Source organism: Vreelandella olivaria (genome assembly GCF_023507745.1).
Lineage (GTDB): Bacteria > Pseudomonadota > Gammaproteobacteria > Pseudomonadales > Halomonadaceae > Vreelandella > Vreelandella olivaria_A.
Genome location: NZ_JALPZO010000172.1, coordinates 80712 through 105041, shown reverse-complemented (window position 1 = coordinate 105041; position 24330 = coordinate 80712). Strand labels below are relative to the sequence as shown.

Genomic DNA, 24330 nt, shown 5'->3' with positions numbered 1-24330 from the left:
ATTGTTTTCTTTATCAAACTGCATCCAGTGAGCAGGTGGTGGGTATGACGACAGGTAGCGACTCTCAGGTTCACGACAGGATTATCGAGCGCTTGTATCAATTAGCACCACATGAAGGGTACACCCAGTCGCTGTTGGATAGCGTGCGCTTAATGCGCGCTAACCGTCCCCTTAAACATACCCCTGCTCTTTATGAACCCTGCATCGTGATTATCTGCCAGGGCCGTAAACGTGGTTATCTGGGAGATGACATCTATATCTATGATGCACAACACTATCTTGTGCTTTCAGTGCCGTTACCATTCACATCGGAAACGGAAGCAAGCCCGGAAGAGCCGATGCTTGGCCTTTCTATCCGGCTGGATGCGGTGGTTATCTCTGAACTGGTAACGATGTTGGAAGCGTCGGGTGGTAATACGCTGGATGCACCACGGGGGATGCTGTCTACCCCACTTGGAGAGCCACTGCTGGATGCGACATTACGCTTGCTGGACGCTTTGGCCTCCCCAGCAGACGCACGCATCCTGGCCCCTCTCATTGTCAAAGAAATCTTCTATCGGGTGCTGGTGGGCGAGCAGGGCGGTAGCGTTCGTTCTGCGCTCTCACATTATGGCCAGTTTGGTAAAATCGCGAAGGCCTTAAGGAGAATTCATACGAATTACGCTGATACACTGGAGGTCAGTAGCCTGGCTGGAGAGGCGGGCATGAGCACACCTGCTTTTCACGTTCACTTCAAAGCCGTTACTCAAACATCCCCTATTCAGTACATTAAATCCACCCGTTTGCACCATGCCCGGCTGCTGATGATACGGGATGGGTTAACGGCTGCGTCAGCAGCGAATCGAGTGGGGTATGAAAGTGCATCACAGTTCAGCCGTGAATTTAAGCGCTTTTTCGGTCGACCGCCCACTGAGGAGGTACGTTCCATGAAGAAGGTTCTGGGGCTGTTGCCGCCAACTCACTTGGCAGATATCGCTTTGCCGCACTAATAGCGTGATAAGCGTTTATTACCTGCCTACCTGCAAGTTAATGCTATACAACAAGAACAGGTGTGTTCTGCTGGAGAGATAGTTGACACAAATAAGCGCTTCACTAGCAGTGAAGCGGCTATCCTAAATTCCAGAACCACATATGAGAACTCACCAGGATAGGATGCCATGGGAAAGTTAATGCCGTCTTCGCTGCTACTTACAAGCACTGTTATCGCCAGCCCGTTATGGGCCCAAACGGTTACGGATGGTGAAGCGGCGACTGAGTTGCAAACGGTGGAAGTGAGCGCACCACGCCTTGCCCGCGAACTCTATGCCACGCCTGCGGCGGTATCGACGCTGGAAGCGGATGATATCTCCCAGGGGCAACAGCGGGTCCGGTTGGATGAATCATTGGTGCGTGTACCCGGTGTGTTTCTGCAAAACCGCGATAATTTTGCCCAGGGGCAGCGGATTGCGATACGCGGCTTTGGAGCACGTGCCCCTTTTGGTGTGCGCGGTATTACGGTCATGGTGGATGGCATTCCCTATACGCTTCCTGATGGGCAAGCCCAGTTGGATGCTATTGATTTGGACAGTGTAGAACGTATTGAAGTGATTCGTGGCCCTTCATCTGTGCTGTATGGCAATGCAGCGGGTGGTGTGATTGATATTACCACCGCAGATGGTCGGGAAAACCCCGGCTCCCGGTTCAGTGTTGGTGCGGGTAGCGATGGTTATCAAAAAGTGGCGCTTCAGAATAGTGGTGCCCATGAAGGGTGGTCGCATAACGTTAGTCTGTCTGCCCTTAATATCGGTGGCTATCGTGAACAAAGCTCTACCGAGAAGTACTTGCTCAATGCCAAGTTACGCCGGGAGCTGGGTAGTGAACGGGCGATAACGGCGATTATTAATTTACTTGAGAACCCACGCTCAGAGGATGCCGGGGCGCTTACTGCACAGGAAGTGGCGGAGGGGCGTCATCAGGCCGCACCCAACTCCTTAGCCCTGGATGCACGGCAAAGTGTGGATCAACAGCTGATAGGTTTGCAGTATGAAGATCTGGCAGCGGGCCCTGGCGAGTTCTATTTGAGAGGGTTTATTGCCCAGCGCGATTTTGAACAGCAATTACCCTACGTGGGGGATAGCCGCCTGGGTTATCAGCGTGACTATGTGGGTGCCAGTAGTGAGCATCATCAGGATGTCGCGTTGGGCAGTTTACCGCTGAGCTACATTGTGGGAGTCGATGTGGCGCGTCAGGACGACGACCGCTTTCGCAATGACGTGAACTCACAGGGCGCTGTTGGTGAGCAGGTGGCCGAGGAAACGCAAACTGCCACAGCAACGGGAATCTTTGCTCAGGCTGATCTGTCTCTTTCTGAAGCAGTGACGTTTTCACTAGGAGCGCGGTTTGATCGTGTAGCGCTTGAGGTGGATGACCGCTATCTGGTGGATGGTGACCAGAGTGGCAAGCGTACCTTTAATGAGTGGAGCGGTTCGGCAGGTTTAAGTTACCGTTATCGTCCTCAGCATCAAGCGTATATCAATACCGGCACCGCGTTTGAAACACCGTCCTTTGCCGAATTTGCCAACCCCGCTGGAGGTGGTTTTAATCCAGCCATTGAGCCGCAAAAAGCCTGGAACCGTGAAGTGGGCTTACGTGGTTATATCGAACCATTGGCCATGGATTATGATATGGCACTCTTTTCAGTGCGTGTACGCGATGAGTTGGTGCCCTTTGATGAAGGGGCGCGCACGTTCTACCAGAATGCTGGCGACACCAACAGGGATGGCGTGGAGCTGGCGGTGGGCTGGCAGCTTGCTGATCAGTGGCGGTTAAGTAGCGCCTTGACGCTGGCACGTTACGAGTTTGATCGTTTTTCAACGCCTGCCGAGCGCTTTGATGGAAACCGCATTCCTGGCTTGCCAGAACAAACCTGGGTCAGTCAGTTGACCTGGGAGGGGCAGGGAGAGCGTTTTGCCACCCTGGAAACCGAGTATGTGGGTGGTATGGTGGCAGACAATGCCAATGAAACTGCGATCGATAGCTACTGGCTGGTCAACCTGCGTACTGGCGATGGTTGGCAGTTGGGTGGTGATACCCGGCTTAATGCCTATGTAGGGGTGCGCAACCTATTAGATGATGACCACTACGCTAATGTACGCCTGAATGGCACCTTTGGCCGTTTCTATGAGCCTGCTCCTGGGCGCAGTGTGTACGGTGGAGTAGCGTTGCGTTTTTAACGTTGTGATTGGTGGGGCAGTTAATACAAATGGGCGGCCCGGTGGTGGGCCGCCTTGCGACACTGATCGTTTAAGGGGTATCACACACTTGCGGGTGTGTTATCCGTTAATTCGCTATGAGTCTAACAGGGTCAGCATCACGGGGGCTGTGCCCCGGCGAATCATGCCTAACTTGCTGGCCGCCCGCTTTGAAAGATCAATAATACGCCCTTGCACAAAGGGGCCGCGGTCGTTGATCAGCACCTCTACTTCCTGCCCGGTATCGGGACGTGTTACCAGCACTTTGGTTCCAAACGGCAAGCTTGGGTGCGCTGCGGTGAGTGCCTGTTGGTCGAAGGGTTCTCCACTGGCGGTGGTGGCACCCTGGAAGCGGTCACTATAGAAGGAAGCAACACCTTCCTGTATTTCTAGACCGTGTGCAAAAGCACCATTAGCGGTGAAGGTAATGAGTAACGCCGCTAAGCAACTCGTTTGGAGTAATCGTTTATGGGCTCCCATGGGAGTACCTCAGTTTTATGTGTCACTAATGCCACTTTCATTGATGAGGTGCCTGCTAGGCTCAAGGATAGTAACGTGCTCTTTTCGAGACGGCAAGCTTTAAGGAGATCGCTACAAATGGCCTCAAAATTACGATTTTTTAATCTTGGCGTTATGGGCTTGAGATTCAGTAAGTTATCGCGAGCCAGCGGATGAGTTCCAGACGCTGCTTTTGTGCACTGCAATGTTTCTATTAAATGCTCACTTTATTCAGTTAAGCGTCATATAATTTCGGCTTGCTTTATCTTCCGCATTATTGCTACCGAACAAGGATGCACGTATGGCCAAGTCTTCCCCATTCACGCTGATCATCGCTGCGGTCGGCGGTGCTGTTGTTGGCTTTTTAGCAGCGCAAGCAATGCCTGGCGCGACACCTGCCGTTGAGGGACCCCCTGCCGAGGAAAACGCCGCGGCAGAGCAGTACCGAAACTCCGCAGTGGCGGGCCTGGATAGTTTAACGTTGGGTGAGCGTACTCGTGGTGAAATCACCTCAGCCGGTGAGTTAAATGGTAAAGATGGCAGCCGGTTCTTACGTTATGCCATTAGCCTGGAAGAGGATGAACTGGTAGAGATTTCCCTGCGTGGGGCTCTGCAAGGGATTGTCGCTTTATATGATGATCAGCTCGAACTGCTGAAAAGTGCCCCAACGGTCCGTCACCGTATCGAAGAGAGTGGCGACTATATCGTGGTGGTCAGTGGAGCTGATGCCCATAGCTACGGTCCCTTCAGCATTAATAGCCGTACCATTGAACTGAGTGATTCGGACACGCTCACCATAGACGCGCCGATTGATAGCTGGTTGGATGGCACTGCCCGTGAGCTAACCCTGACAATCGAAGAAGCAGGCATGTACCAAATTGAGATGCATGCGGATGACTTCGATGCCTATTTAGTGCTGGAAGGCCCCCATGGCTACCACCGTGAAGATGATGACAGCGCAGGTAATCTGAATGCACGGATCTCTGATTTCCTTGCGCCAGGCGACTATAAGCTGACAGCACGTACTGCATATGGTGATGGCAATGGTGTATTCACCTTAACTGCCGAGCCGCGAGAACTGCCGGGAGATGGTGAGTTGCGTAATGATGGCACCATTACCCCCGATGACTCTTTAAACGGTTGGTACAGCGGTCAAGACCTTCAATATGAGTTGGAAATTGAAGAGGCGGGCATGTATCAGGTCCAGATGGGGTCAAACGATGTCGACTCGTATCTGGTACTACAGGGGCCTAACGGCTACTACCGTGAAGATGATGACAGCGCTGGCAACCTGGATGCCCGTATTACTGACTTCCTGGCCCCAGGTGTCTATCAGTTGACTGCCCGTACGGCCTTTGGCTACGACAGTGGTTTATTCACCCTGTCGGTTGAGCTCAAAGAGTTACCCGAAGGCGTAGAGCTGCGTAATGAGGGCGCGTTAACGCCTGATGAAACGCTAAATGGCTGGTATAGCGGTGAGCCACTGATGTATGAACTTACGTTAGAGGAAAGCTCGCTGGTCACGATAAGAATGAACTCCACTGACTTCGACACCTATATCGAGCTATATGGCGAAGGCGTTTCCTATAGCGATGACGATGGTGGTGGTGGCACCAATTCACTTCTGGAACAAGCGCTGCTGCCGGGTACCTATACAGTGAGTGCACGTGGTTTCAGTGCCAGTGGCAGTGGCTTGTATGAGCTGGAAGTACGTACCGAGCCAACTGAAATGCAGCCAGATACGTAAAATGCCAGATAGGTAAAATGTAGTACATCTGTTACCAACGTATCGCCTTAACACCCTTGTTCGCTTTATGCAGCAAGGGTGTTTACATTTGGCTAAACTAAATAAGTCGCTTTGAAACACACCACTTAAAAGAATGGCCTGATGTCTGCCAACAAGGAGGTTTTATGCTGCGAGTTACCAGTGGATTATGTGCCCTTATGGTGCTACTGCTTAGCGGGTGCCAAACATCGGAGAACAGCAACGCAGAGCCGTTCTCCCTTGCCACTCTGGCAGTGGAAAAATACTATGTAGCGCCGGACTGCCAGGGGGAAAACTGTTCAGCAGTGACGGTGTCAGCATTAGAGTTTCCTCAGTCGCCAGAGCTGACTGAGCAACTGCAAGCGCGCTTATTAACACTTGCCATGGGGATTACCGAAGAGAGTGCACTGCCAGCGGAGAGCTGGGATGGTTATGCGCAAAACTTCTTCGATCTGGCAACAGAAGATAGCCAGGTACGGCCTGATTTTATGGCCAGTGAAGCGCTGCTGAAGGCTGACGTATACGCCCACCACAACGACCTTCTGGTGCTGGAGCTCAACAGCTATGTCTACCATGCCGGGCAGGCTCATGGGTTGCCAATGACAGAATTTATGGTGATTGATGAACGCCAACAGCGCGTTGTAACGGGCGATGACATGCTCTTGGGTGGGCAGCAGGAGGCGTTTCAGGCGGTGCTTGGCCAGGCGCACCAGCGCTGGATGGCTGAGATGGAGCAGGATGAGCAGTTTGCTGCCACCTGGCCTTTAAGCGATAGCCGTAATATTGCCCCTTTGGAAACCGGCTGGGAGGTGAAGTACAACGTTTATGACATCGCCCCCTATGCTGTAGGGCAGCCCTCCTTGACGATAACCACTGATGAGCTGGAGGGCATAGCAAAGCCACGTTATTTAGGCCATTAAGGCGCTCAGCCAGCTACGTGGCCTGCTTTTAAACAGCCGATGACCACCAGGACGGCGGCAGTAGGTAGCCGCCAGTCCAGGACGCTCATATCTGCCAGCACCAATATAAGGGCCGCTAGAACGGGTACCCCGTAGGCGAGACTGCCAACAACACTGGCTTGTCCAAAGCGCAGTGCCTTATCCCAGGCTACCATTGCCACTCCATAGGGCCCCAATCCGAGTGCAATGCCAGCCAGCAGGGCTTCACCATTTACCACACTCGGATTGCCCTCGGTAATAAAGCTGGCGCTTGCTGCGATAGCGCAGGCAATAAGCAGTAACCGTGGCAACAGTGGGGATAACGCCACCGGTGCGGTTTGACCCAGCCAGGAGTAGAGTGCCCAGCAGCAGGCAGCGACTAAGGCCAATCCGTAGCCAGTGGCCGCTCCCCCAAAGCCTCCATTCAGTGCCTGAGGCAGGAGTAGTACTGCGGCGCCTGAAAAAGCAATGAGTGCGCCTATCACTCCCGCCATTTTCAACCTGCCAAAGCGGCTCCACTGGCTTAGCAGTACGAACAGCACGGGCCATGTGTAGGTAATCAGCGCAGCTTCCGCAGCGGGTGCGAGACGCATACCTATAAAGTAGCTACCAACAGCCCCAACAATAAGTAACGGAACGCCCAACCAGACGCTGAGCTGCCAAGCCATATTGGCACGGGAAACATTGATCTGCCGGCTTAAAGGAAGCGTGGCCAGTGCGCCAGCCAATAACGTAAGCGCTGTTAGTTGGAAAGGCGGAGTGGTACGCGCAAGCTCTGCCATCAGCGGTGCAACGCTCCAGAGCATCACGGCCACAAGCGCTGCCCCAACACTGTACCAACGTGCAACGACCTCGTGAGGGTGAACGGGTTGCATGGGTTTCTCCTTGCCTTGTGGTGATAGCCCACAGCATACTCAGCAACCACCCATCACAATATCGATCTTTTTTGATTGGTTATATCAATAATGGTGATGTATGCGCGCACCAACACTTGATCTGACACTATTACGGACGCTAGTGACCATCGCCGATACCGGTAGCGTCACCGCAGCGGCAAAGCGATTGGCGTATACCCAGTCGACAGTGAGCATGCAGTTACAACGGCTAGAAGCTCAACTTGGTATGAGTTTGCACGAACGGGAGGGGCGAAGGCTGCGCTTTACGTCAGAAGGTGAGCGCTTACTTTCCCATGCGCGTCGTTTACTGGCCCTGAATGATGAAGCCTGGAACGACATGCAGGCCCGCCAAGTGACCGGTGATTTGACACTCGGTATCCCTGAGGATTACGCCTCGCTGTTGCCTTCTGTGTTTGCCTATTTTCACCAGCTGTATCCGGCGGTGGGGCTAAAGGTGATTTGTGGCACCAGCGCCCACCTTGTGGAGCAGGTAAAAACAGCCGATATTGATTTGGCGTTGGTAACGCGACAACGCAACTCGCCAGGAGGAGAGGTTATTCGCCGTGAGCCACTGATTTGGGCCGTCGGTGTTAACCAGCAACCATCACTAAGCGATCCTATCCCCCTGGCGCTGTACTCTCCAGGTGCGGATGTTTTTCGCGAAGTGGCGGAGCAGGCGCTACTGGCGGCGGGGAGAGAGTGGCGTGTTGCCTATACCAGCCAATCCATGGCAGGGCTGGCGCCCATCGTGACGGCTGGACTGGCCGTGGTGGTGGTTACCCGGAGTATGCTGACACCTTCGCTGCGGCCACTGGATGAAAGCAGCGGGTTGCCTGTTTTACCCATGATTGAGTTGGCGTTGCACCGTGCACCGCATCGTCCCTCAGAGCCGGCAAGGCGGCTGGGTGAGTTAATACGGGAGCAACTGGCGGCATCCACGTAGGCATTACAAGGTGGTGCTTTGGCTGGTCTATTAACTGAAAGGTGTCATATCCCATTATGACTCTTCAGCAATTCCCGCGTGATGTGAAACAGCAATGGGAGCTGGCAATACCTATTACCGAGGCTTTTTGTGAGGTGTATGGTTCGGCTCCTCAAAGCAATTCGCTGCTTCCAGAAAGTTACAGCAGAAAATTGATCAAAAGAGAGTGTGATTAATACCTACAAGCGTTCGTGACTGCACTAAGCTTAACGCTACATAACGTGATTGGCCGCTAGGAGCACTGAATGCACGAGTTGGATCACTATATCTACCCGCACCGGATACTGCACTGGCTGGTGGCAGGGGCGGTACTGCTTTCGTTGGCGAGTGGGTTAATGCTGGGGGCTCTTGGTTATGAGCGAGCGGTGAGTTTAGTGGGGAATACACTCACCAACCTCCTTTATACCAGTCATAAAACGCTGGGCATGATTATCTTACTCTTAATGACGCTGCGCATTATTACCCGCCTGGCATTTGTGGTGCCGGATCATGATCCTCCCTTACATGTGTTGGAGCGGCTAGTGAGTACCAGTGTGCATCACTTGCTCTATCTGGCGTTGGTGATCATGCCCATTATTGGCTGGGCGGCTACCGCCACGGGTGGCTTTCCAGTAGAGTTTTTCCACTGGCATTTACCGAGGTTCATCGGGGAGCATGATGCTCTGTCAGAACAGCTGTTTATGTGGCATGAACGCCTGGGGTGGGCCATTGCTGTTTTGGTGGTGCTACACGTGGTGGGGGCACTGTTTCATTGGCGAATCAAACGCGATAACGTGATGAAACGAATGAGTTTGTTTGATTAAAACTGACCGTAAATAATTTTCAATTATTCATCAGTGATTTAAGGTGCACCACGTTGAGCGCAGTTATCAAAAAAGGTGACCGTTGCTGGCCAATCGCTAAAGATGCCCAGCACGCCAACATCGTTTATTAATGCATCGATAGTGATCAGTTGGTCCCCCTCCCGCTGTATGACAGCCTGAGTGGTTTGGTGATACCACTGGTCTGCTTCAGCTAATGGCCCTGAGCGCTCCATGGTCCATGCAATCAGCAATAGTCCTGCATCGCGGGCTTCCTGGGCATAACGCGACGGTTGAAGCCGGCGCTGGTGACCCGTGTCACTAGCGGCTTGATCACTGTCTGATTTAGTGAATTCAGGGTTAGGTTCGAGCAACATCCAGGTGGGTGGGGCGAGAATGGCAACTCCCTGTTCGACCAGTTCGGCCATACTGGGTTGCCACGTGGTCGGGTCGTTGTGGTCAAAGCTCTCATCGTCATAGCGGCCATCCAGGTAGACCGCTTGAGCACCGAACTCGGGTTCGTTTTCAATCCAATAGAGCACGTCTTCAAGATTAAACGACTGCGGGTAAACATCCTGGGGGTTAATGCCTGCTGCCTTATACTCATCTATCAACTTTTGTGCGTAATCCTGCTGGGTAAAGCCCGGCTCTGAATGGCCAGTAAATGGCATCTCTACCTCTGGAATTTTTAACTCTGGAGTCATCTTAACGCCAAGCTGCTGAAAGAGAGCGATGCTGTCTGCATGGCTCATTAGCGTGCCTCTAGTGGCATATAGCTCGGTGCGCCAGGCCGGTGTACCAGCCAGGTATGCTTCCAGCGTGGTGGCGTCGCTATTCACCCCTTCCATCATGCCCTGCAATGTGCGGAATTCAGCCAGTGTGATATCGCTGGTGCAGCAACGTATATCAGCCGCATTAGTGAGTTCACCGGTGGTGTCATCAAATGCGGGGGGAACACTACACTGCTGAGCCAATTCAGTTTCCACAATATTAGTGGTGTAGTGCAGGTCACACTGAGAGTGTCGGCATACCAGCTCTTCATCTGCGGTAAACGCAACGTCACACTCTAGTAGGCCAGCTCCCCCCTGGGCGCCCGCCAAATAGGACTCAAGAGTATGTTCTGGAAACTGAAGGGGTGCACCTCGATGCCCAATGGTTAAGGGAGAGCGTTGCCATTGGGTTTGCTCCGCCGCGCAGGCCAGCAATTCTGCTTTTAGTCGTCGTTCATGAGCATTATCAGCACTCATATCGTTAACTAAAAAGAGCGGCCTAGGCCCCAGCGTCACTTGCTGGGCAGCACTGATTAAGGCCTCGTTCCAAAGAGGGGCAGCGCTTGACGCTTGTCCATTGGCTACGTTTGCGATGAGTAGGCCACTCGCAACCAGCAGGGCTGAGGTTTGAAGAGGTGATAACATAAACAAAGTTCCCTGTGATGCTAGGCTTTGTACGAAAACTGCTTGCGCTCGATCATCGACTTGTCGGACAAACCCTGGATGAACACTTTGAGTGTAGCCGCCTTTCTGCCACAACCCACCGCTATGATGCTAAAGCGTGAGGCGGTTCAGCCTTTCTGTTAGGCGCTGTACTAGTTGACTGCTATGACGCCAGAAGTGCCAATAGAGGGGAACCGTAAGAGAGCGGCCAGGGGCAATGCTAGCGAGCTGTCCGCTTTGTAACTGCTTAACTGTCTGTAGTTGGGGAATCATCCCATAGCCGATGCCTGCCGCTGCGAGGCGTACAAAGCCTTCGGACGAAGGGCATAAATGATAGGGGAAATACCCGTGATACCCACACTGAGCAAGAAAACGGTGCTGCAACTGATCATGGGGGCCAAAAACAATCGCAGGCGCCTGCTGGAAGGCTTCTGGGGTAGGGCCATCAGGAAAATAGCGTGCCACATAGCTGGGGGAGGCAAGTGGGTGATAATGCATCTCGCCAATTTTAATGCAGCGTGCTCCTGCGACAGGTTGTGGTGTTGCACACAGGCAGGCGGCGACATCGCCGTCCTTCAGGCGTTTTAATCCCACTTCTTGATCTTCAATCACGAGGTCCAGCAATACGCCGTCTGCCTGGCAGGTTTCCGCCACCGCCGCTGCCCACCAGGTCACCACGCTATCAGCATTAATCGCAATGCGTAGCCTGGGTGCCGCATTATCCAGAGTAGGCAGTGCATGGTGCAAATCCTGCTCCAACAGCTGTACTTGCTGATAGTGGGCAAGCAGTCGTTGGCCCGCTGGGGTCGGCGATAGCTTAGGGTGACGGACTAACACTGGCTGCCCCAGGCGCACTTCAAGCGCTTTTATGCGTTGGGAAACCGCTGACTGAGAAAGGCCCAGTAAATCGCCAGCCCGCTCAAAGCCGCCACACTCCACCACGGTGGCCAGCGCATGCAGCAGTTTATAGTCGAACATGCGGTACCCCCATCAGCTAAGCCCTCAAGGACACATCATAACGTGATGGTTACACAAAGCTAATCAAACGCCTTAATGTAAAATCAACAGCTTGATTATCCTGGTTGTTTAGTACATCTCAATGCACGGCCTGCCAGTTGGCTAACTGGGTGGGCTGTTAGGCCATGTTTCTCTATGAAATACCAGCAGGGACTTGGCTGCTTGCTTGATTGATTATAAGCATAACTAATGAAGTATTAGCAGGATGATTTTTGTTAATGATTGCTGCCGCGTAACCTATCGCCTTTATCCAGCCTTGAAGGGCATAGTGAGGAAAAGGGCATGTGGGAGAGCTATTTAACAGGCTTGGTGGTATGTGGCGGTATCATTATGGCTATCGGGGCGCAAAACGCCTATGTATTGGGCTTGGCAGTACATCGAGAATACCACTGGTGGTCCGCTGGGCTGTGCATAAGTGCGGATATTCTTCTGCTGATAGTGGGTATGTTTGGCGCAAGCGCAGTACTGCTCACCATGCCCAACGCTATGGATGCGATGCGCTGGGTAGGCGTCATATTTTTAAGCTGGTTGGCTGCCCAGGCGCTTTGGCGTGCCGCCAGTGGGCAAGAAGGCCTGCGTGCAGGTAAGACAACTACCCGCAGCTTGCGTAGTGTTGTTCTGGCAACCTTGGCGGTTACTGTGCTGAACCCCCAGGTTTATCTGGATACACTGCTACTGATCCCTGCAATTGGTGCACAGCAGGAGAGCGCTGGTGTATTTATTGCCGGCGCTTCTACTGCATCCATTCTCTGGTTTAGCTTGTTGGCCTGGGGTGGGGCTGCGCTTTCTCCCTGGCTTTCCCGCCCTGTTGCCTGGCGCATCATTGATGGGCTGATTGGCCTGATGATGGCGGCTATTGCCGTGCATTTGGCACTGGGAGCCGGGCTGTAAGTACCGTACTAATACTGGCGAAAATAGCTATCCATCACTGCCAGTACTTCATCAATATCCGCATCGTCGATATCGCGATGGACAACAAAGCGCGTGGCGTAGAGCAGTTCAATTAATATACCTTGCTCTTTCAGCCACGCGGCAAGCGGCTGTACATGCTCATAGGGAATGCGTGCAAATACCATATTGGTTGCTTGAGAGAGAACTTCGATGCCGGGTAGTACGGCCAACCCCCGTGCAAGGCGCGCCGCGCGCCGGTGATCATGGGCCAGATCGTCCACATGATGATCCAGCGCGTATTGGCAGGCTGCGGCAATAATACCTGACTGGCGCATACCGCCGCCTACCATCTTACGCCAGCGTCGTGCCCGATCAATTAGCTCTTGGGAGCCAACCAGAGCGGAACCCATGGGAGTGCCAAGCCCTTTGGAGAAGCACAGCGATACGCTATCAAATGGCTGGCACAACTGCTTAAGTGATGAACCGGTAGCCACGACTGCATTAAACAGCCGCGCGCCGTCCAAATGAGTAGCCAATCCAAACTGACGAGCCAGGTCAGTGGCCTCTTTCACGTACTCGGCAGGTAATACTTTGCCACCAATGGTATTTTCCAGCGCCAGTAGCCGTGTTCTGGCAAAGTGAAAGTCATCCGCTTTAACCGCTGCTGCGATTTTCTCAAGGGGTAAGCTGCCATCCTCGGCATGCTCAATGGGTTGTGGTTGAATACTACCCAATACTGCTGCTCCACCCCCCTCATAGCGATAGGTGTGCGCATTTTGCCCAACGATATACTCATCACCACGTTCACAGTGAGCCATTAAAGCCACCAGATTACTCTGGGTGCCGCTGGGAAACAGCAGCGAGGCTTCTTTACCTGTCTGCTCGGCCAATCTGGCTTGAAAGGCATTCGCTGTTGGATCATCTCCCCACACATCATCTCCCACAGGGGCCGACACCATGGCCTCAAGCATAGCGGCAGTGGGGCGGGTCACTGTATCACTACGTAAATCAATCATCTGCTTTTCCTTCATTGAGCAGGGTAATGTGGCAATAACCAACTATTGTTAACAGCATACTGCATGACAACCCAGCATAGGCGATAAGATGGATCTTAAAAGTGGTTACCCGTTTTGGGCGATTAAAAATGGATTATTAACCCCTTTTCCGCAGCTACGTCGCGACCATCACTGCGAGGTAGTGATTATTGGGGGAGGTATTACCGGTGCTTTAATAGCTGACGAGCTTAGTCGCCATGGCCACCACGTGGTAGTGGTGGAGCGCCGTGATGTAGGGTGGGGAAGCTCTGCTGCCAGCACCGCCTTGCTGCAATACGAAATTGATACCCACATGGTGCATTTGGCTGAGTTGTATGGTGAGGCAAATGCAGTCATGGCTTATCGTGCCTGCGCCGAGGCTATCCTATCCTTGGAAAGCATAGCCGCCGAGTTGGGTGATGTCGCCTTTGAGCGCCATCAGAGCCTCTACTTTGCCAGCAATGGTGACGATGTGGCTGCCTTGAAAGCAGAACTGGCCTTGCGCAAAAAGTATGGGTTCGATGTGACATGGCTGGGGCACCATGAGGTGCTGGCTGATTATGGGTTTGAAGCACCAGGCGCTATTTTATCCGAACTTGCCGCCAGCGTGGACCCGTACCGCATGGCGTATCAGCTGTTTGATAAAGTGGTTGCACGGGGCGGAGAGGTTTATGACCGTACCCAGGTGAATCGCATGCAGCAAAATGAGCGGGGCATTGAGCTTTTGCTTGCCAATGGCGCCACGCTAAGTTGCCAGCAGGTAGTTGTGGCGGCGGGCTACGAAGCGCAATCGTGGCTACCTGCCCCTGTTGCTGCCAATCGCAGTAGCTATGCCTTCGTAACTGATCCTTTGCCCACTGAAGCATTGGGTAAGTTGCGCCATACGCTGGTGTGGGAATCGGCCAGGCCCTATTTATATCTGCGTTCAACTCAGGATGGGCGTCTGTTGGTGGGTGGAGATGATGATGACGAGGATATTCCCCAGCGACGGGATGCCAGGGTAGTCGAAAAGGCGCAAGGCCTTGCGGCCAAAGTGGAAGCGTTATGGCCTTCGCTGGAGATCAACCCCACCTTTAGCTGGGGAGGAACCTTTGCAGAAACGGAAGATGGTTTACCTTATTTTGGACCCCATGAAGCGCTTGGGCCAAGGGTGCACTTTGCCATGGCGTATGGTGGTAATGGCATTACTTATAGCTTGATTGGTGCGGGGCTACTACGTGCCCTTATTGAGGGTAAAGACCATCCTCTGGCGGCACTGTTTTCCTTTCAACGCCAGGGTAAGTGATAAGTAGTGAACCAATGGCAACTGATAACGCCCAACAACCTAGGTTTAATGGTAGTCGAGTGGCAAACAATGAGTCATAAACTCTATTTACGCGCTCTGGAACGCAGTGATCTGCGTTTTGTTCACGAACTAAATAACAATCAAAGCATTATGTCGTACTGGTTTGAAGAGCCGTACGAGTCCTTTGATGAACTGGAAGAGCTTTATAACAAGCATATTCACGACAACGCAGAGCGCCGTTTTGTCGCGGAAGATAGTGCTGGCCATGCGATTGGCCTGGTAGAGCTGATCGAGATTGACTACATTCATCGCAGTGCTGAGTTTCAGATCATTATTACACCGGAGCATCAAGGGAAAGGGTTCGCCCGCTCCCTCATCGGTCAGGCGCTGCACTACTCATTTACTATCCTGAATCTTCACAAAGTCTACCTTATTGTGGCGGTAGAAAATGTCAAAGCCATCCACCTTTACGAAGAGAGCGGTTTTATTGAGGAGGGGCACCTGGTTCAGGAGTTCTTTATCAACGGCAAGTATCGTGATGTAAAACGGATGTATATTTTACAAGACACCTACTTGGTGCAGCTTACTGATTCGGATAAGGTTGATAGTGGGCCGTAAAATAACGTGAAGCAGGGGCAAACAGGCTATATACAACAATGCCCCGATAGTTCGAGGCATTAATACTCAAAAAATTATTGTTGGCGCATGTAGGCGGCAATGGCATCAAAAGCGGCGCGTTGCTGTAAGGCTCGTTTCGCCCACACTTCGATAACATCCACTTTCATCGCCTGGTTTTGGGTAACTGAATACTGCATGGCGAGCACTCCTTAATAGAAATTGAAGAATATTTTTGTTATATACAGCCTGTGTTGTGCAGCGCAGCAAGTTGGCCGTGACGACAGATACTATGCGTTTTTATGTGTCACGGCTAGCCCATAGGATGTAGGTGAGTTGCCACAGCATGTAAGATTTGGCTTACATTTAGGTAAGAAAACTACCCATGTGGTTGAGTGGAAAAGGTTTTCATAATAAAAAAGCCGACGTTCAACGTCGGCTTGTGTCGTTATCTTTTCGTCTAAAGGGGAGAGAAAACGCAGTTTTCAGCCAAAATAGGCTGTTAGCGCTTCATTGGCGGCTCGCTGCCATTTGGCTTGTAAGCTCCAAAAGTGCAGAACTTCATCATCGCGCGCCGGAATTGGTATCAACATTGTCATAGCGTGACCCTCCTGCTGGGCAACACTAAACAGTATAGCGGTTTTTTGTTGCAATGCAGCATTTGATTGAGCTAATCCCTACCAAGATCGGCACAGCAGTGAAACAGCAACTACGCTGTAAGGGATTGCTATCACTAAATACCTGGTGCGAAAGGAGTCGCTGATGAGCGCTAATGTTGCCGAAATCGTGGTTGAAACGCTGCAAAATGCAGGTGCGAAGCGTTGTTATGGGATTGTGGGGGATACGCTTAACCACTTCACGGATGCCTTGCGGCAAAGTGACGTTGAGTGGGTCGGCGTACGCCATGAGGAAGTGGGCGGCTTTGCCGCAGGCGGCGAGGCTTATATAACCCAGGAACTGGCGCTATGCGCTGGGTCTTGTGGCCCTGGTAGCCTGCATTTTGTTAATGGCTTGTTCGATGCCCATCGAAATGGTGCTCCTGTGGTGCTCATTGCCAGCCAAACACCACTCAGTGAAACCGGGAGCCAGTTTCCACAGGAGGTTGATCAAGCTCATATTTATAAGCAATACAGCGTGTTTTGCGAAACCGTGGCCTCTCCAGAGCAGGCCCGCCGAATGACTGTTCAGGCAGCCCAGGCGGCGCTTGCCCGGCGCGGGGTTGCAGTACTGATTATACCTGGCGATGTAATGACGCAAGTCCCGAAGAACCCGTTAGGCTACCGTGCTCATCAGTTTGAATACTCGATTCGCCCCAGTGCTGAAGCACTGGTTCCCGCCGTCGAGCTGCTGAATCAAGGTGGTAATATTACGATTTTTGCCGGGTCTGGCTGTGCGGATGCCCGGGAGCAGGTAATGGCGTTGGCAGAAAAGCTGCAGGCACCCATTGCCTGGACATCACGGGCAAAAGATTTCATTGAATATGATAACCCATACCAGGTGGGTATGACCGGGGTCTATGGTCTGGAGGGTGGCTATTACGCCGTGGCTGAATGTGACACTCTGTTAATGTTGGGGTGTAACTTTGCATTTAGTCAGTTTTACCCTGAACGTGCACACATTATTCAGATAGATCACGACCCCACGCAAATTGGCAAGCGCTACCCTGTCGAGGTTGGCATTGTAGGTAGCCTTCGTGATACCTGCGAAGCGCTTTCGCAGGTTGTTGCAGCGAATACCCGTACGCGCTGGCTGGAAAAATGCCAAAAGCGCTATGCCAGGTCGCTTGAAAAGTCAGCGCATAAAAGCCGTGATGCCGATGTGATTCACCCCCAGGAACTCACCTTGGCGATTGATCACCATGCGGCTGAAAATGCATTGATCACCGCTGATACGGGGAGCGTCAATGTGTGGATGTTGCGGCATATTCGCTCTTCTGCGCAGCGGCGCACACTGTCTAGCCTGCATCATGGCACCATGGCCAATGCCTATCCACAGGCACTAGGCATCCAACTTGCCTATCCCGATCGTCAGGTAATAGCCATGTGTGGTGATGGTGGCTTATCCATGTTAATGGGCGATTTACTTACTCTGGTACAGCATCGTATCCCCCTTAAAATTGTGGTGTACAACAACCATTCGCTTAGCTTTGTGGAGTTGGAGCAAAAGGTTGAAGGGCTGCTGGATGCGTACACTGAACTTGAAAACCCCAATTTCGGTGAGGTGGCCAGGGCGATGGGACTGTGGGGGCAGCGGGTTGAACGTGAAGATGAGCTGGAGAGCGCCATTGGCCAATGGCTGGCACAACCCGGCCCTGCCTTATTGGATGTTGTGGTGAACCCTATGGAACTGGTAATGCCTCCAAAAGTAGAGGCGGGGCAAGTGGCATCTACGGCACTCTACTCCGCCAAGGCAGTACTTAGTGGACGAATGGACGATGTCGTACATTTAGTGAAGAGCAACTTCTTAAAACGCTAGCCACGCGTCATGCTATCTTGGCTTTTTGCTCATAATAAACTGATAAGATGAAGAGCCATGACACCAACAACCACTCGCCATGACCGCTGGGTAACGGTGCCCGGCGGTTGCTTGTTTAGCCGCATCTGGGAGCCGCAACAGGCATGTTCGGATATACCCATTGTGCTCTATCATGACTCACTCGGTTGTGTGGACCTTTGGCGCAGTTTTCCTGCGGCGTTGTGTGCTGCCACCCAGCAGAAGGTGATTGCCTACGACAGGCTAGGCTTTGGCCGTTCTTCGGCAGCGCTGTCACCGCCGCCATTAAGCTTTATCGACGACGAGCCTACGGCCAGTTTTGCAGCACTTTATCAAGCGCTGCAACTCAAACAGTTTATTGCCCTGGGGCATAGCGTAGGGGGCTGTATGGCCATTCATTGTGCTGGGCACTATAAGGCGCAATGTATAGGGCTTATTACGATTGCGGCTCAGTCATTTAATGAACAACGCACCCGCGCTGGGATAACGGAGGCGCAGGTTGCTTTTCAGGCGCCCGAGCAATTTGCCAAGCTGGAAAAATATCACGGCGATAAGGCCAACTGGGTGCTACATGCCTGGACCGATACATGGCTACATCCGGCGTTTAAAGAGTGGTCGCTTACACCTGCCCTTGAGCGGGTAAGCTGCCCCACCCTGGTGCTGCATGGCGAAAAAGATGAATATGGTTCACACCGCCAGCCGGAGCGCATTGCCCGCTATACCCATGGCCCGGCTCACTGTGAAATCCTTCCTGGTGTTCATCATGTGCCGCATCGAGAAATGGAAGCGCAGGTCGTTGATCTTATCCGTCAGTTTATCGCCCGCCTTAGCCTGTAACAGTGATTATTAAAAGTGATAGGCCAGAAAAAGAGGAGCACTATGCGTTTACGTATTTTGTCTGATCTCCATCTAGAGTTTTTTGACGGAGAGCGTGAGCTACCTGATGTCGATGCAGATGCGGTTATCCTGGCTGGGGATATTCATAGACGAGCAGAAGGGTTGGCGTGGGCACGGCAACAGTTTTCAAATATGCCGATTCTATATGTGCCTGGAAACCACGAGTTTTACGGCACTGAAATGCTAGCACTGCGTGAGGAGCTAGCCCTGGAGGCAGCGCGCCATAATATAGAGCTATTGGATAATCGTGCTGTCACCATCGGTGGGGTACGCTTTTATGGCACTACGCTATGGACCGACTTTGCGCTATACGCCGATGACCCCACCCGCTGCCCGGAAGCGACGGAAGTAAAAGCGCTGCACGTTATGCCAGATTTCAGGATTGTCACCTACGCTCCGGGGCAGGTGTTTACCCCTCAAGCTAGTCGGGAGCTACATAGTGAAGCGCTGAACTGGTTGAACAGAGAGCTTGCTAAACCCTTTGCTGGCCCAAAGGTGGTGATCAGCCACCATGCACCCTTGCATGGCTGTATCCCCGAGCAGTTCCTGGGGGATGCACTGTCGCCTGCTTTCGCTTCCCACCTGCCGCAACTAATGGGAAAAATGGATGTATGGGTGCATGGGCATGTGCATGAACCGGTCGATATATTGTGCAATGGCACGCGGATAATCGCTAACCCTGGTGGTTATCCCAATGAGTTCTCTCCGCCGCTGTTTTGTGCGGATCTGGTGGTAGAAGTAAAAACTTCGCCTGCTAATGTTGATTGCTGATTGTACGAGGTTTTCCTAGGCTGAGAAGGGTAGTTAAGACTGATACAGTTTGTAACCTTCGCTAGGAGCATGGCATGACACTTCAAGGACGGCGTTTGTTTCGTAAACAGGCTCTCATTTCCCAGTTGGCATGTGGGGCCGTGCTGTCAGGTGCCGCAAGTGCGGCGTACGCTGATGTTAGTGTGGTAGATAACAGTGTGGCAACAGGCGTTGAGAGTGAAGAGGCCACGTTTAGCGTCACGCAGGTCGTCAGTGGACTAGAACATCCCTGGGCGGTGGCCTGGTTGCCAGACGGACGTATGCTGGTGACGGAACGACCCGGTCGCCTGCACCTGATTGATGGCGAAGACAGTATTGAATTAGGCAATCTGCCTGAAATTGATACCGACGAAGACCAGTTATCTGCCCCAGAGGGCGGTAACCAGGGTGGATTACTGGATGTGGCGGTTCACCCTGACTATGACGAAAACGGCTGGATCTATTTTACCTTCTCCAGCCCTGGGGACCCCCGCGCTTTCAGCACCTATGAACCTGACTATGGCACGGGCCTTGCTGTCGGGCGTGCTCGCATTGATGCAGATAATGGTGAGCTAACGGACGTAGAGACCCTCTACGGTCAAGTACCCAGAACCCATCCGGGTGCCCACTACGGTTCGCGGATTGTTTTCCCTGGCAATGGCGAAATTATTTTTTCCATTGGCGATCGCAATGTTCAGAATCTGCCACAGGATCTGACTAATCCCGGTGGCAAGATGATTCGCCTGCAGGAAGATGGCGGTGCTCACCCGGACAACCCATTCATTGGTGTAGAGCCAGGTAATTTACGCCCGGAAATCTACTCCTTTGGGCACCGTAATAACCAGGGGTTGACCATTCACCCTGATACGGGAGACCTATGGGCAGTGGACCACGGCCCAAATGGTGGGGACCTGCTGTATAAGGTGGACGCTGGGGCCAACTACGGCTGGCCGATGGTGGCGCATGGTACAGAGTACTCCACCGAAGCCCATATTGGTTTAGGTACTGAAGCCCCGGGGGTTACGGTACCCACTTACGTTTGGGAAGACTCGTTGGCGCCCTCAGGCATGGTCTTTTATACCGGGGAAGATGTGAGTGCCTGGCAGAACAGCCTCTTTGTCGGGTCGTTATACCGCGAGCAGCTACACCGTTTGGTGTTTGATGAAAATAACGAAATAGCCCATGAGGAAGTACTGCTGGACGATACCGTGGGGCGTATTCGCGATGTACGCCAAGGCCCGGATGGGCTGCTATACGTCTTGACAGATGAAGAGGATGGAGGCCTTTACCGCCTTGATCCAGAGTCGTAACGACCAACGATAAAGCGCTTTTGCTTTTTCTAAATAGGCACCCTAGAGTGCCTATTTTTAATTACTGGCCTTTAGACTTGACTGAGTGCTTGCAATAGCCTGATTCCGTATACCTGAACACCGGCTAATGAGCGCAAGCGTTAGGACTGTTTTTCAATCAGCAGGCCACACGATGGGGCTGCCCAGCGGGTATTGGCAGTGAACACCACATCGCATACAACCGGGGAGTAATAGCGGCGTACCTCTTCATCGATACGAGCGCGTAATTGATCCTGTGTATGAATCGAGGTATCGGGCTCGCGCAGTATAACATGCACTATGACGTACAGGAGACGGCCAGGACGTACCATCCGCACTCGGACTTCCTGCGTGTCGATATCCGTTAGCCCACGTGCAACGGCCTGCCTAACAGGGGCGGCGATGGTTTCTTCAGGCGTTTTATTAAGTAGCTCCCGCAGTGCCTGAGAGGCCATGCGTACAGGCACCCCCAAGCACAGCACCACGACTGCAATCACTAATACCGAATCCACATAAGGCAGGATGGTTTGCCAGCCCAGGCGCTCAAATAGCATAACCAGACAAAACGCTGCCAATACGGCGGCAGAGATAACGCTATTCACGATCCAGTTAAGTTTATCCGCCGCGATGAGAGGGCTATGCACATGTCGTTGGCTACGGTACATCACCCACGCCGTCAGTGAACAGGCGGAGGTCGCAAACAGAGCATAAATGACCGCCAGCCCAGCTGAAATTTCTCGACCACCGGTTAACAGGGCGGCAATGGCATCAATCAATGCAAAAATGGATACTCCCAGAATCAATAACCCTTTGCATAGATTAACCAGCGACTCAAAGTAGCTGTATCCAAAGGGGTAAGATTCACTATCGGGGCGGCTAGCCAGTTTGCTTACCTTGATGGTGACCAGTGCCACACTAAAGTAGATAAGGTTGAACAGCCCATCCAGCAGAATGGCTTGGGAGTTGGAGGCCAAGGTAGCCACAATGCCCGCAGAACCAATCAGTAATGCCATGATGGCGGAAAACGCTAACGTACTGGATTCAGTTTTCACGAACTTTTTTGCTCCAATGCACACATAGATAAATAGCCGATAAGGATAGCAACTTTGTTAGCACTATATCGAATGCTTGCTGTATGCAAAGTTGGCTCATGCCACGTAGGCACGTGTGGCGAAGCACCACACGGAGACTTGTGCAGATGCACCATGCCAATGACCTGACATTCAGTCTCATTACCCCGGAAGATGCAGCTGAGCTGCTGGAGTTTGAAACCATAGAGCGAGCGTGGTTTGAGCAGTATATCGAGGCGAGGCCGGAACACTTCTGTACCCCTGAATGTGTTGCCCAGCATATTATGGCAGCATTGAACAATACTATGGTTGATTTATGGGAAATGATAAACTGCCGCTTGATTTATTATATCAATAAGCCAAACGGCAGTTTTTTAAATTATTGGTTTTTAATTTTTAAGTAAGCTATCAACCTACTCCAGCCACCTTTCCATAATTTTGAAAAAAGAACAAATAGCAGTAGTAAAATTATTCCTTGAGAAATAGGGCGAGTAAAGAGTATTGTCCAGTCGTTTTGGGATATCAGCATGGAGAGGCGCAGGTTTTGCTCAGCCATGGGGCCAAGCAAGATGCCAAGTACGACAGGAGCGAGTGGGTAGTCAAGGCGATTTAATACATAGCCGAGCAAGCCAAACGCTAACATTACGTACAGGTCCGTTACTCTTCCATTAACGGTGTAAACACCTATTGCCATAAGTACGAGCGTAGTTGGGACTAATAAGGCAGCAGGCAGTCTTAATACCTGGGCAAACAGGCGTGTGGCAACCATCCCTCCCAGTAGTAGCAGTACCAGCGATGTTAGCAGCATCTGCCACATAAAGCCGAACACGACATCGGGAGCCCGGGTGAAAAGCTGAGGGCCCGGTTGGAGACCATGGATCATCAGTGCGCCAAGTACCAGCGCCGCAATCAGGTTCCCTGGGATGCCTAATGTAAGGGAAGGAATCATGGATGATGCGTTATCCGCACTATTTCCAGACTCTGCAGCTGCAATACCTACAGGGTTGCCAGTGCCAAAACTATCGGGCTCTGGAGATCTGCGCTTGGCTTCATTATAACTTAATAGTCCCGCCAGGTTACCGCCCGCGCCAGGCAATATTCCAACGCTGATACCTATCAACGATGATCGGGTCCATGTTTTCCAGTGCTGGCGCACTAAGCTCACGCCGGTAACACTCGCGTTGACCTTAAAGCTCTCGGCATTGAAGTGTGAGCTGCTTTTGTTCTCGGCCATTTCAATAATAGGGGGAATGGCATAGAGGCCAATAAGAACAATAAGCAGCTCGAAACCACCTGTTAAATACAGGCTGCCAAACGTATAGCGTTCTTCACCCGTTAATGAGTCAACGCCTACCAGGCCTATTAGTACGCCTAGTAATGCACATAGCATGCCTTTGCTTACATCCTTGCCAACCAGTACAGCAATACTGATGAGCCCGAAGGTCGCGACCCAAAAATATTCAGCCGGGCCGAAGGCTAGCGTGACTTTGGCCAGCAGCGGCGCCAGTGTCATCAATGCCAGGGCGCTGAATACGCCACCAATAGCGGACGACCAGCATGCGGTTTTCAGCGCTAAGCCACCCTGGCCATTTTGTGTCATGGGGTAGCCATCAAAAGTGGTTGCTATTGCAGAAGGTGTGCCGGGTATTTTTAGTAAAATGGCGGGAATTGCTCCTCCATACATAGAGCCATTATAGATACCTGCCACCAAACCCAGCGCAATCAGCGGATCAAGCCCATAGGTTAAAGGTAGCATCAATGCAATTGCCATCACCGGATTCAGGCCGGGTAGGGCGCCAATGAGTATTCCCGCCAGTGTGCCAATGAGCATGCTAATGACAGACTCAGTGCTTAGCGCAACTGGGAGTGCATGAAATAAAGATTCAAACATAAGGTTACCTCCTCTTTATGAGGCGAGGAAAAACTCAACAGGCAGAGAGCGCTTGAGAACTAACGCAAATAGTCCATAGAGCAAAGCGATAAAACTCAGGGCGATAAAGATAATGATCGTGGGGCGCCGCTCTCCCAGTAGAAAGGCCAGTATGCAAATAAATAGAGTGCTACTTGTGTAAAAGCCCACTACCGGTAACGCGATGTAATAAATGACACAGCAAATAAGTGTTATACCGAAACGCGCTGGATCAATAACCATTGGTTGGCTGGTGAGACCGGTGCGTGTTTCATAACGAATGACACTGATAGCACCACGCCATATTACGGGTATGGCAAACAGGCACATTAGTACTCCTACACCCATGGGCACGTAGGCTGAATCGGCATAAAAATCCTTCCCCACCAGCGTCGCTATAACACCGCAGGTGAGGAAGGTAATGCCAGAGATCAAATCTCTGAAGTTCATGGCTTAAATC

General features: G+C 52.2%; 23 protein-coding genes. 14 read left to right on the top strand and 9 right to left on the bottom strand.

Annotation, left to right across the window (positions count from 1 at the left end; translation table 11 throughout):
- Window positions 1-44 precede the first annotated feature (44 nt).
- Window positions 45-989, top strand: a complete 945-nt coding sequence (locus tag HP566_RS20515; protein WP_249979156.1) for an AraC family transcriptional regulator — start codon at window positions 45-47, stop codon at window positions 987-989.
- A gap of 168 nt (window positions 990-1157) precedes the next feature.
- On the top strand, window positions 1158-3212 hold the full coding sequence (locus tag HP566_RS20510; RefSeq protein ID WP_249979155.1) for a TonB-dependent receptor family protein: 2055 nt from the start codon (window positions 1158-1160) through the stop codon (window positions 3210-3212).
- 114 nt (window positions 3213-3326) lie between these two features.
- Here HP566_RS20510 and HP566_RS20505 read toward each other — a convergent pair whose 3' ends face one another.
- Window positions 3327-3710: a septal ring lytic transglycosylase RlpA family protein gene (locus HP566_RS20505; RefSeq protein WP_249979154.1), complete on the bottom strand. Its 384-nt coding sequence runs from the start codon at window positions 3708-3710 to the stop codon at window positions 3327-3329.
- Window positions 3711-4029: 319 nt separating this feature from the next.
- On the opposite strand from HP566_RS20505, the gene HP566_RS20500 reads away from it, so the two are divergent.
- Both HP566_RS20500 and HP566_RS20495 read left to right on the top strand, forming a co-directional pair.
- Window positions 4030-5475 (top strand): hypothetical protein, encoded by a 1446-nt coding sequence (locus HP566_RS20500; protein WP_249979153.1) that lies wholly within the window; start codon window positions 4030-4032, stop codon window positions 5473-5475.
- 164 nt (window positions 5476-5639) lie between these two features.
- A complete protein-coding gene (locus HP566_RS20495; protein WP_249979152.1) occupies window positions 5640-6413 on the top strand; it encodes an RsiV family protein in 774 nt (257 codons plus the stop codon).
- A gap of 5 nt (window positions 6414-6418) precedes the next feature.
- On the opposite strand, the gene HP566_RS20490 is transcribed toward HP566_RS20495, so the two are convergent.
- Window positions 6419-7306 (bottom strand): DMT family transporter, encoded by an 888-nt coding sequence (locus tag HP566_RS20490; protein WP_249979151.1) that lies wholly within the window; start codon window positions 7304-7306, stop codon window positions 6419-6421.
- A 100-nt stretch (window positions 7307-7406) separates the two neighbouring features.
- Between HP566_RS20490 and HP566_RS20485 the strand changes: the two genes are divergently transcribed.
- On the top strand, window positions 7407-8270 hold the full coding sequence (locus HP566_RS20485) for a LysR substrate-binding domain-containing protein (RefSeq protein ID WP_249979150.1): 864 nt from the start codon (window positions 7407-7409) through the stop codon (window positions 8268-8270).
- A 284-nt stretch (window positions 8271-8554) separates the two neighbouring features.
- A complete protein-coding gene (locus HP566_RS20480; protein WP_249979149.1) occupies window positions 8555-9112 on the top strand; it encodes a cytochrome b in 558 nt (185 codons plus the stop codon).
- A 38-nt stretch (window positions 9113-9150) separates the two neighbouring features.
- On the opposite strand, the gene HP566_RS20475 is transcribed toward HP566_RS20480, so the two are convergent.
- Both HP566_RS20475 and HP566_RS20470 read right to left on the bottom strand, forming a co-directional pair.
- Complete coding sequence (locus tag HP566_RS20475) at window positions 9151-10524, bottom strand: glycerophosphodiester phosphodiesterase family protein (protein ID WP_249979148.1); 1374 nt, start codon at window positions 10522-10524, stop codon at window positions 9151-9153.
- A 129-nt stretch (window positions 10525-10653) separates the two neighbouring features.
- Window positions 10654-11520 carry a LysR family transcriptional regulator ArgP gene (locus tag HP566_RS20470; RefSeq protein WP_249979147.1) on the bottom strand — a complete coding sequence of 289 codons (867 nt, stop codon included), beginning with the start codon at window positions 11518-11520 and terminating at the stop codon, window positions 10654-10656.
- Window positions 11521-11841: 321 nt separating this feature from the next.
- On the opposite strand from HP566_RS20470, the gene HP566_RS20465 reads away from it, so the two are divergent.
- A complete protein-coding gene (locus tag HP566_RS20465; RefSeq protein WP_249979146.1) occupies window positions 11842-12450 on the top strand; it encodes a LysE/ArgO family amino acid transporter in 609 nt (202 codons plus the stop codon).
- Window positions 12451-12458: 8 nt separating this feature from the next.
- On the opposite strand, the gene ltaE is transcribed toward HP566_RS20465, so the two are convergent.
- Window positions 12459-13466, bottom strand: coding sequence for a low-specificity L-threonine aldolase (gene ltaE / locus HP566_RS20460; protein ID WP_249979145.1), 1008 nt, complete (start codon window positions 13464-13466; stop codon window positions 12459-12461).
- A gap of 88 nt (window positions 13467-13554) precedes the next feature.
- On the opposite strand from ltaE, the gene HP566_RS20455 reads away from it, so the two are divergent.
- Both HP566_RS20455 and speG read left to right on the top strand, forming a co-directional pair.
- Window positions 13555-14769: an NAD(P)/FAD-dependent oxidoreductase gene (locus HP566_RS20455; protein ID WP_249979144.1), complete on the top strand. Its 1215-nt coding sequence runs from the start codon at window positions 13555-13557 to the stop codon at window positions 14767-14769.
- A 69-nt stretch (window positions 14770-14838) separates the two neighbouring features.
- Window positions 14839-15387 carry a spermidine N1-acetyltransferase gene (speG, locus tag HP566_RS20450; protein WP_249979143.1) on the top strand — a complete coding sequence of 183 codons (549 nt, stop codon included), beginning with the start codon at window positions 14839-14841 and terminating at the stop codon, window positions 15385-15387.
- 74 nt (window positions 15388-15461) lie between these two features.
- Here speG and HP566_RS21690 read toward each other — a convergent pair whose 3' ends face one another.
- A complete protein-coding gene (locus HP566_RS21690; protein WP_284041594.1) occupies window positions 15462-15584 on the bottom strand; it encodes a hypothetical protein in 123 nt (40 codons plus the stop codon).
- Window positions 15585-16146: 562 nt separating this feature from the next.
- Between HP566_RS21690 and HP566_RS20445 the strand changes: the two genes are divergently transcribed.
- The 4 genes from HP566_RS20445 to HP566_RS20430 all read left to right on the top strand — a co-directional run bounded on the left by HP566_RS20445 (window position 16147) and on the right by HP566_RS20430 (window position 20873).
- Entirely contained in the window at window positions 16147-17859 is a 1713-nt protein-coding gene (locus HP566_RS20445; RefSeq protein WP_249979142.1) for a thiamine pyrophosphate-dependent enzyme, read from the top strand.
- A 57-nt stretch (window positions 17860-17916) separates the two neighbouring features.
- Window positions 17917-18714: an alpha/beta fold hydrolase gene (locus HP566_RS20440; protein WP_249979141.1), complete on the top strand. Its 798-nt coding sequence runs from the start codon at window positions 17917-17919 to the stop codon at window positions 18712-18714.
- 42 nt (window positions 18715-18756) lie between these two features.
- Entirely contained in the window at window positions 18757-19545 is a 789-nt protein-coding gene (locus HP566_RS20435) for a metallophosphoesterase (RefSeq protein WP_249979140.1), read from the top strand.
- Window positions 19546-19619: 74 nt separating this feature from the next.
- The gene (locus tag HP566_RS20430) at window positions 19620-20873 is read left to right on the top strand and encodes a PQQ-dependent sugar dehydrogenase (protein ID WP_249979139.1); all 1254 of its coding nucleotides are present in this window, start codon (window positions 19620-19622) and stop codon (window positions 20871-20873) included.
- Between the two features lie 140 nt (window positions 20874-21013).
- On the opposite strand, the gene HP566_RS20425 is transcribed toward HP566_RS20430, so the two are convergent.
- On the bottom strand, window positions 21014-21943 hold the full coding sequence (locus HP566_RS20425; protein WP_249979138.1) for a cation diffusion facilitator family transporter: 930 nt from the start codon (window positions 21941-21943) through the stop codon (window positions 21014-21016).
- A gap of 146 nt (window positions 21944-22089) precedes the next feature.
- Between HP566_RS20425 and HP566_RS20420 the strand changes: the two genes are divergently transcribed.
- Window positions 22090-22365 (top strand): hypothetical protein, encoded by a 276-nt coding sequence (locus HP566_RS20420; protein WP_249979137.1) that lies wholly within the window; start codon window positions 22090-22092, stop codon window positions 22363-22365.
- Here the strand turns inward: HP566_RS20420 and HP566_RS20415 are convergent.
- A complete protein-coding gene (locus tag HP566_RS20415) occupies window positions 22341-23852 on the bottom strand; it encodes a tripartite tricarboxylate transporter permease (protein ID WP_249979136.1) in 1512 nt (503 codons plus the stop codon). The genes HP566_RS20420 and HP566_RS20415 overlap by 25 nt on opposite strands.
- 15 nt (window positions 23853-23867) lie before the next feature.
- Window positions 23868-24320, bottom strand: coding sequence for a tripartite tricarboxylate transporter TctB family protein (locus HP566_RS20410; RefSeq protein WP_249979135.1), 453 nt, complete (start codon window positions 24318-24320; stop codon window positions 23868-23870).
- Window positions 24321-24330 lie beyond the last annotated feature (10 nt).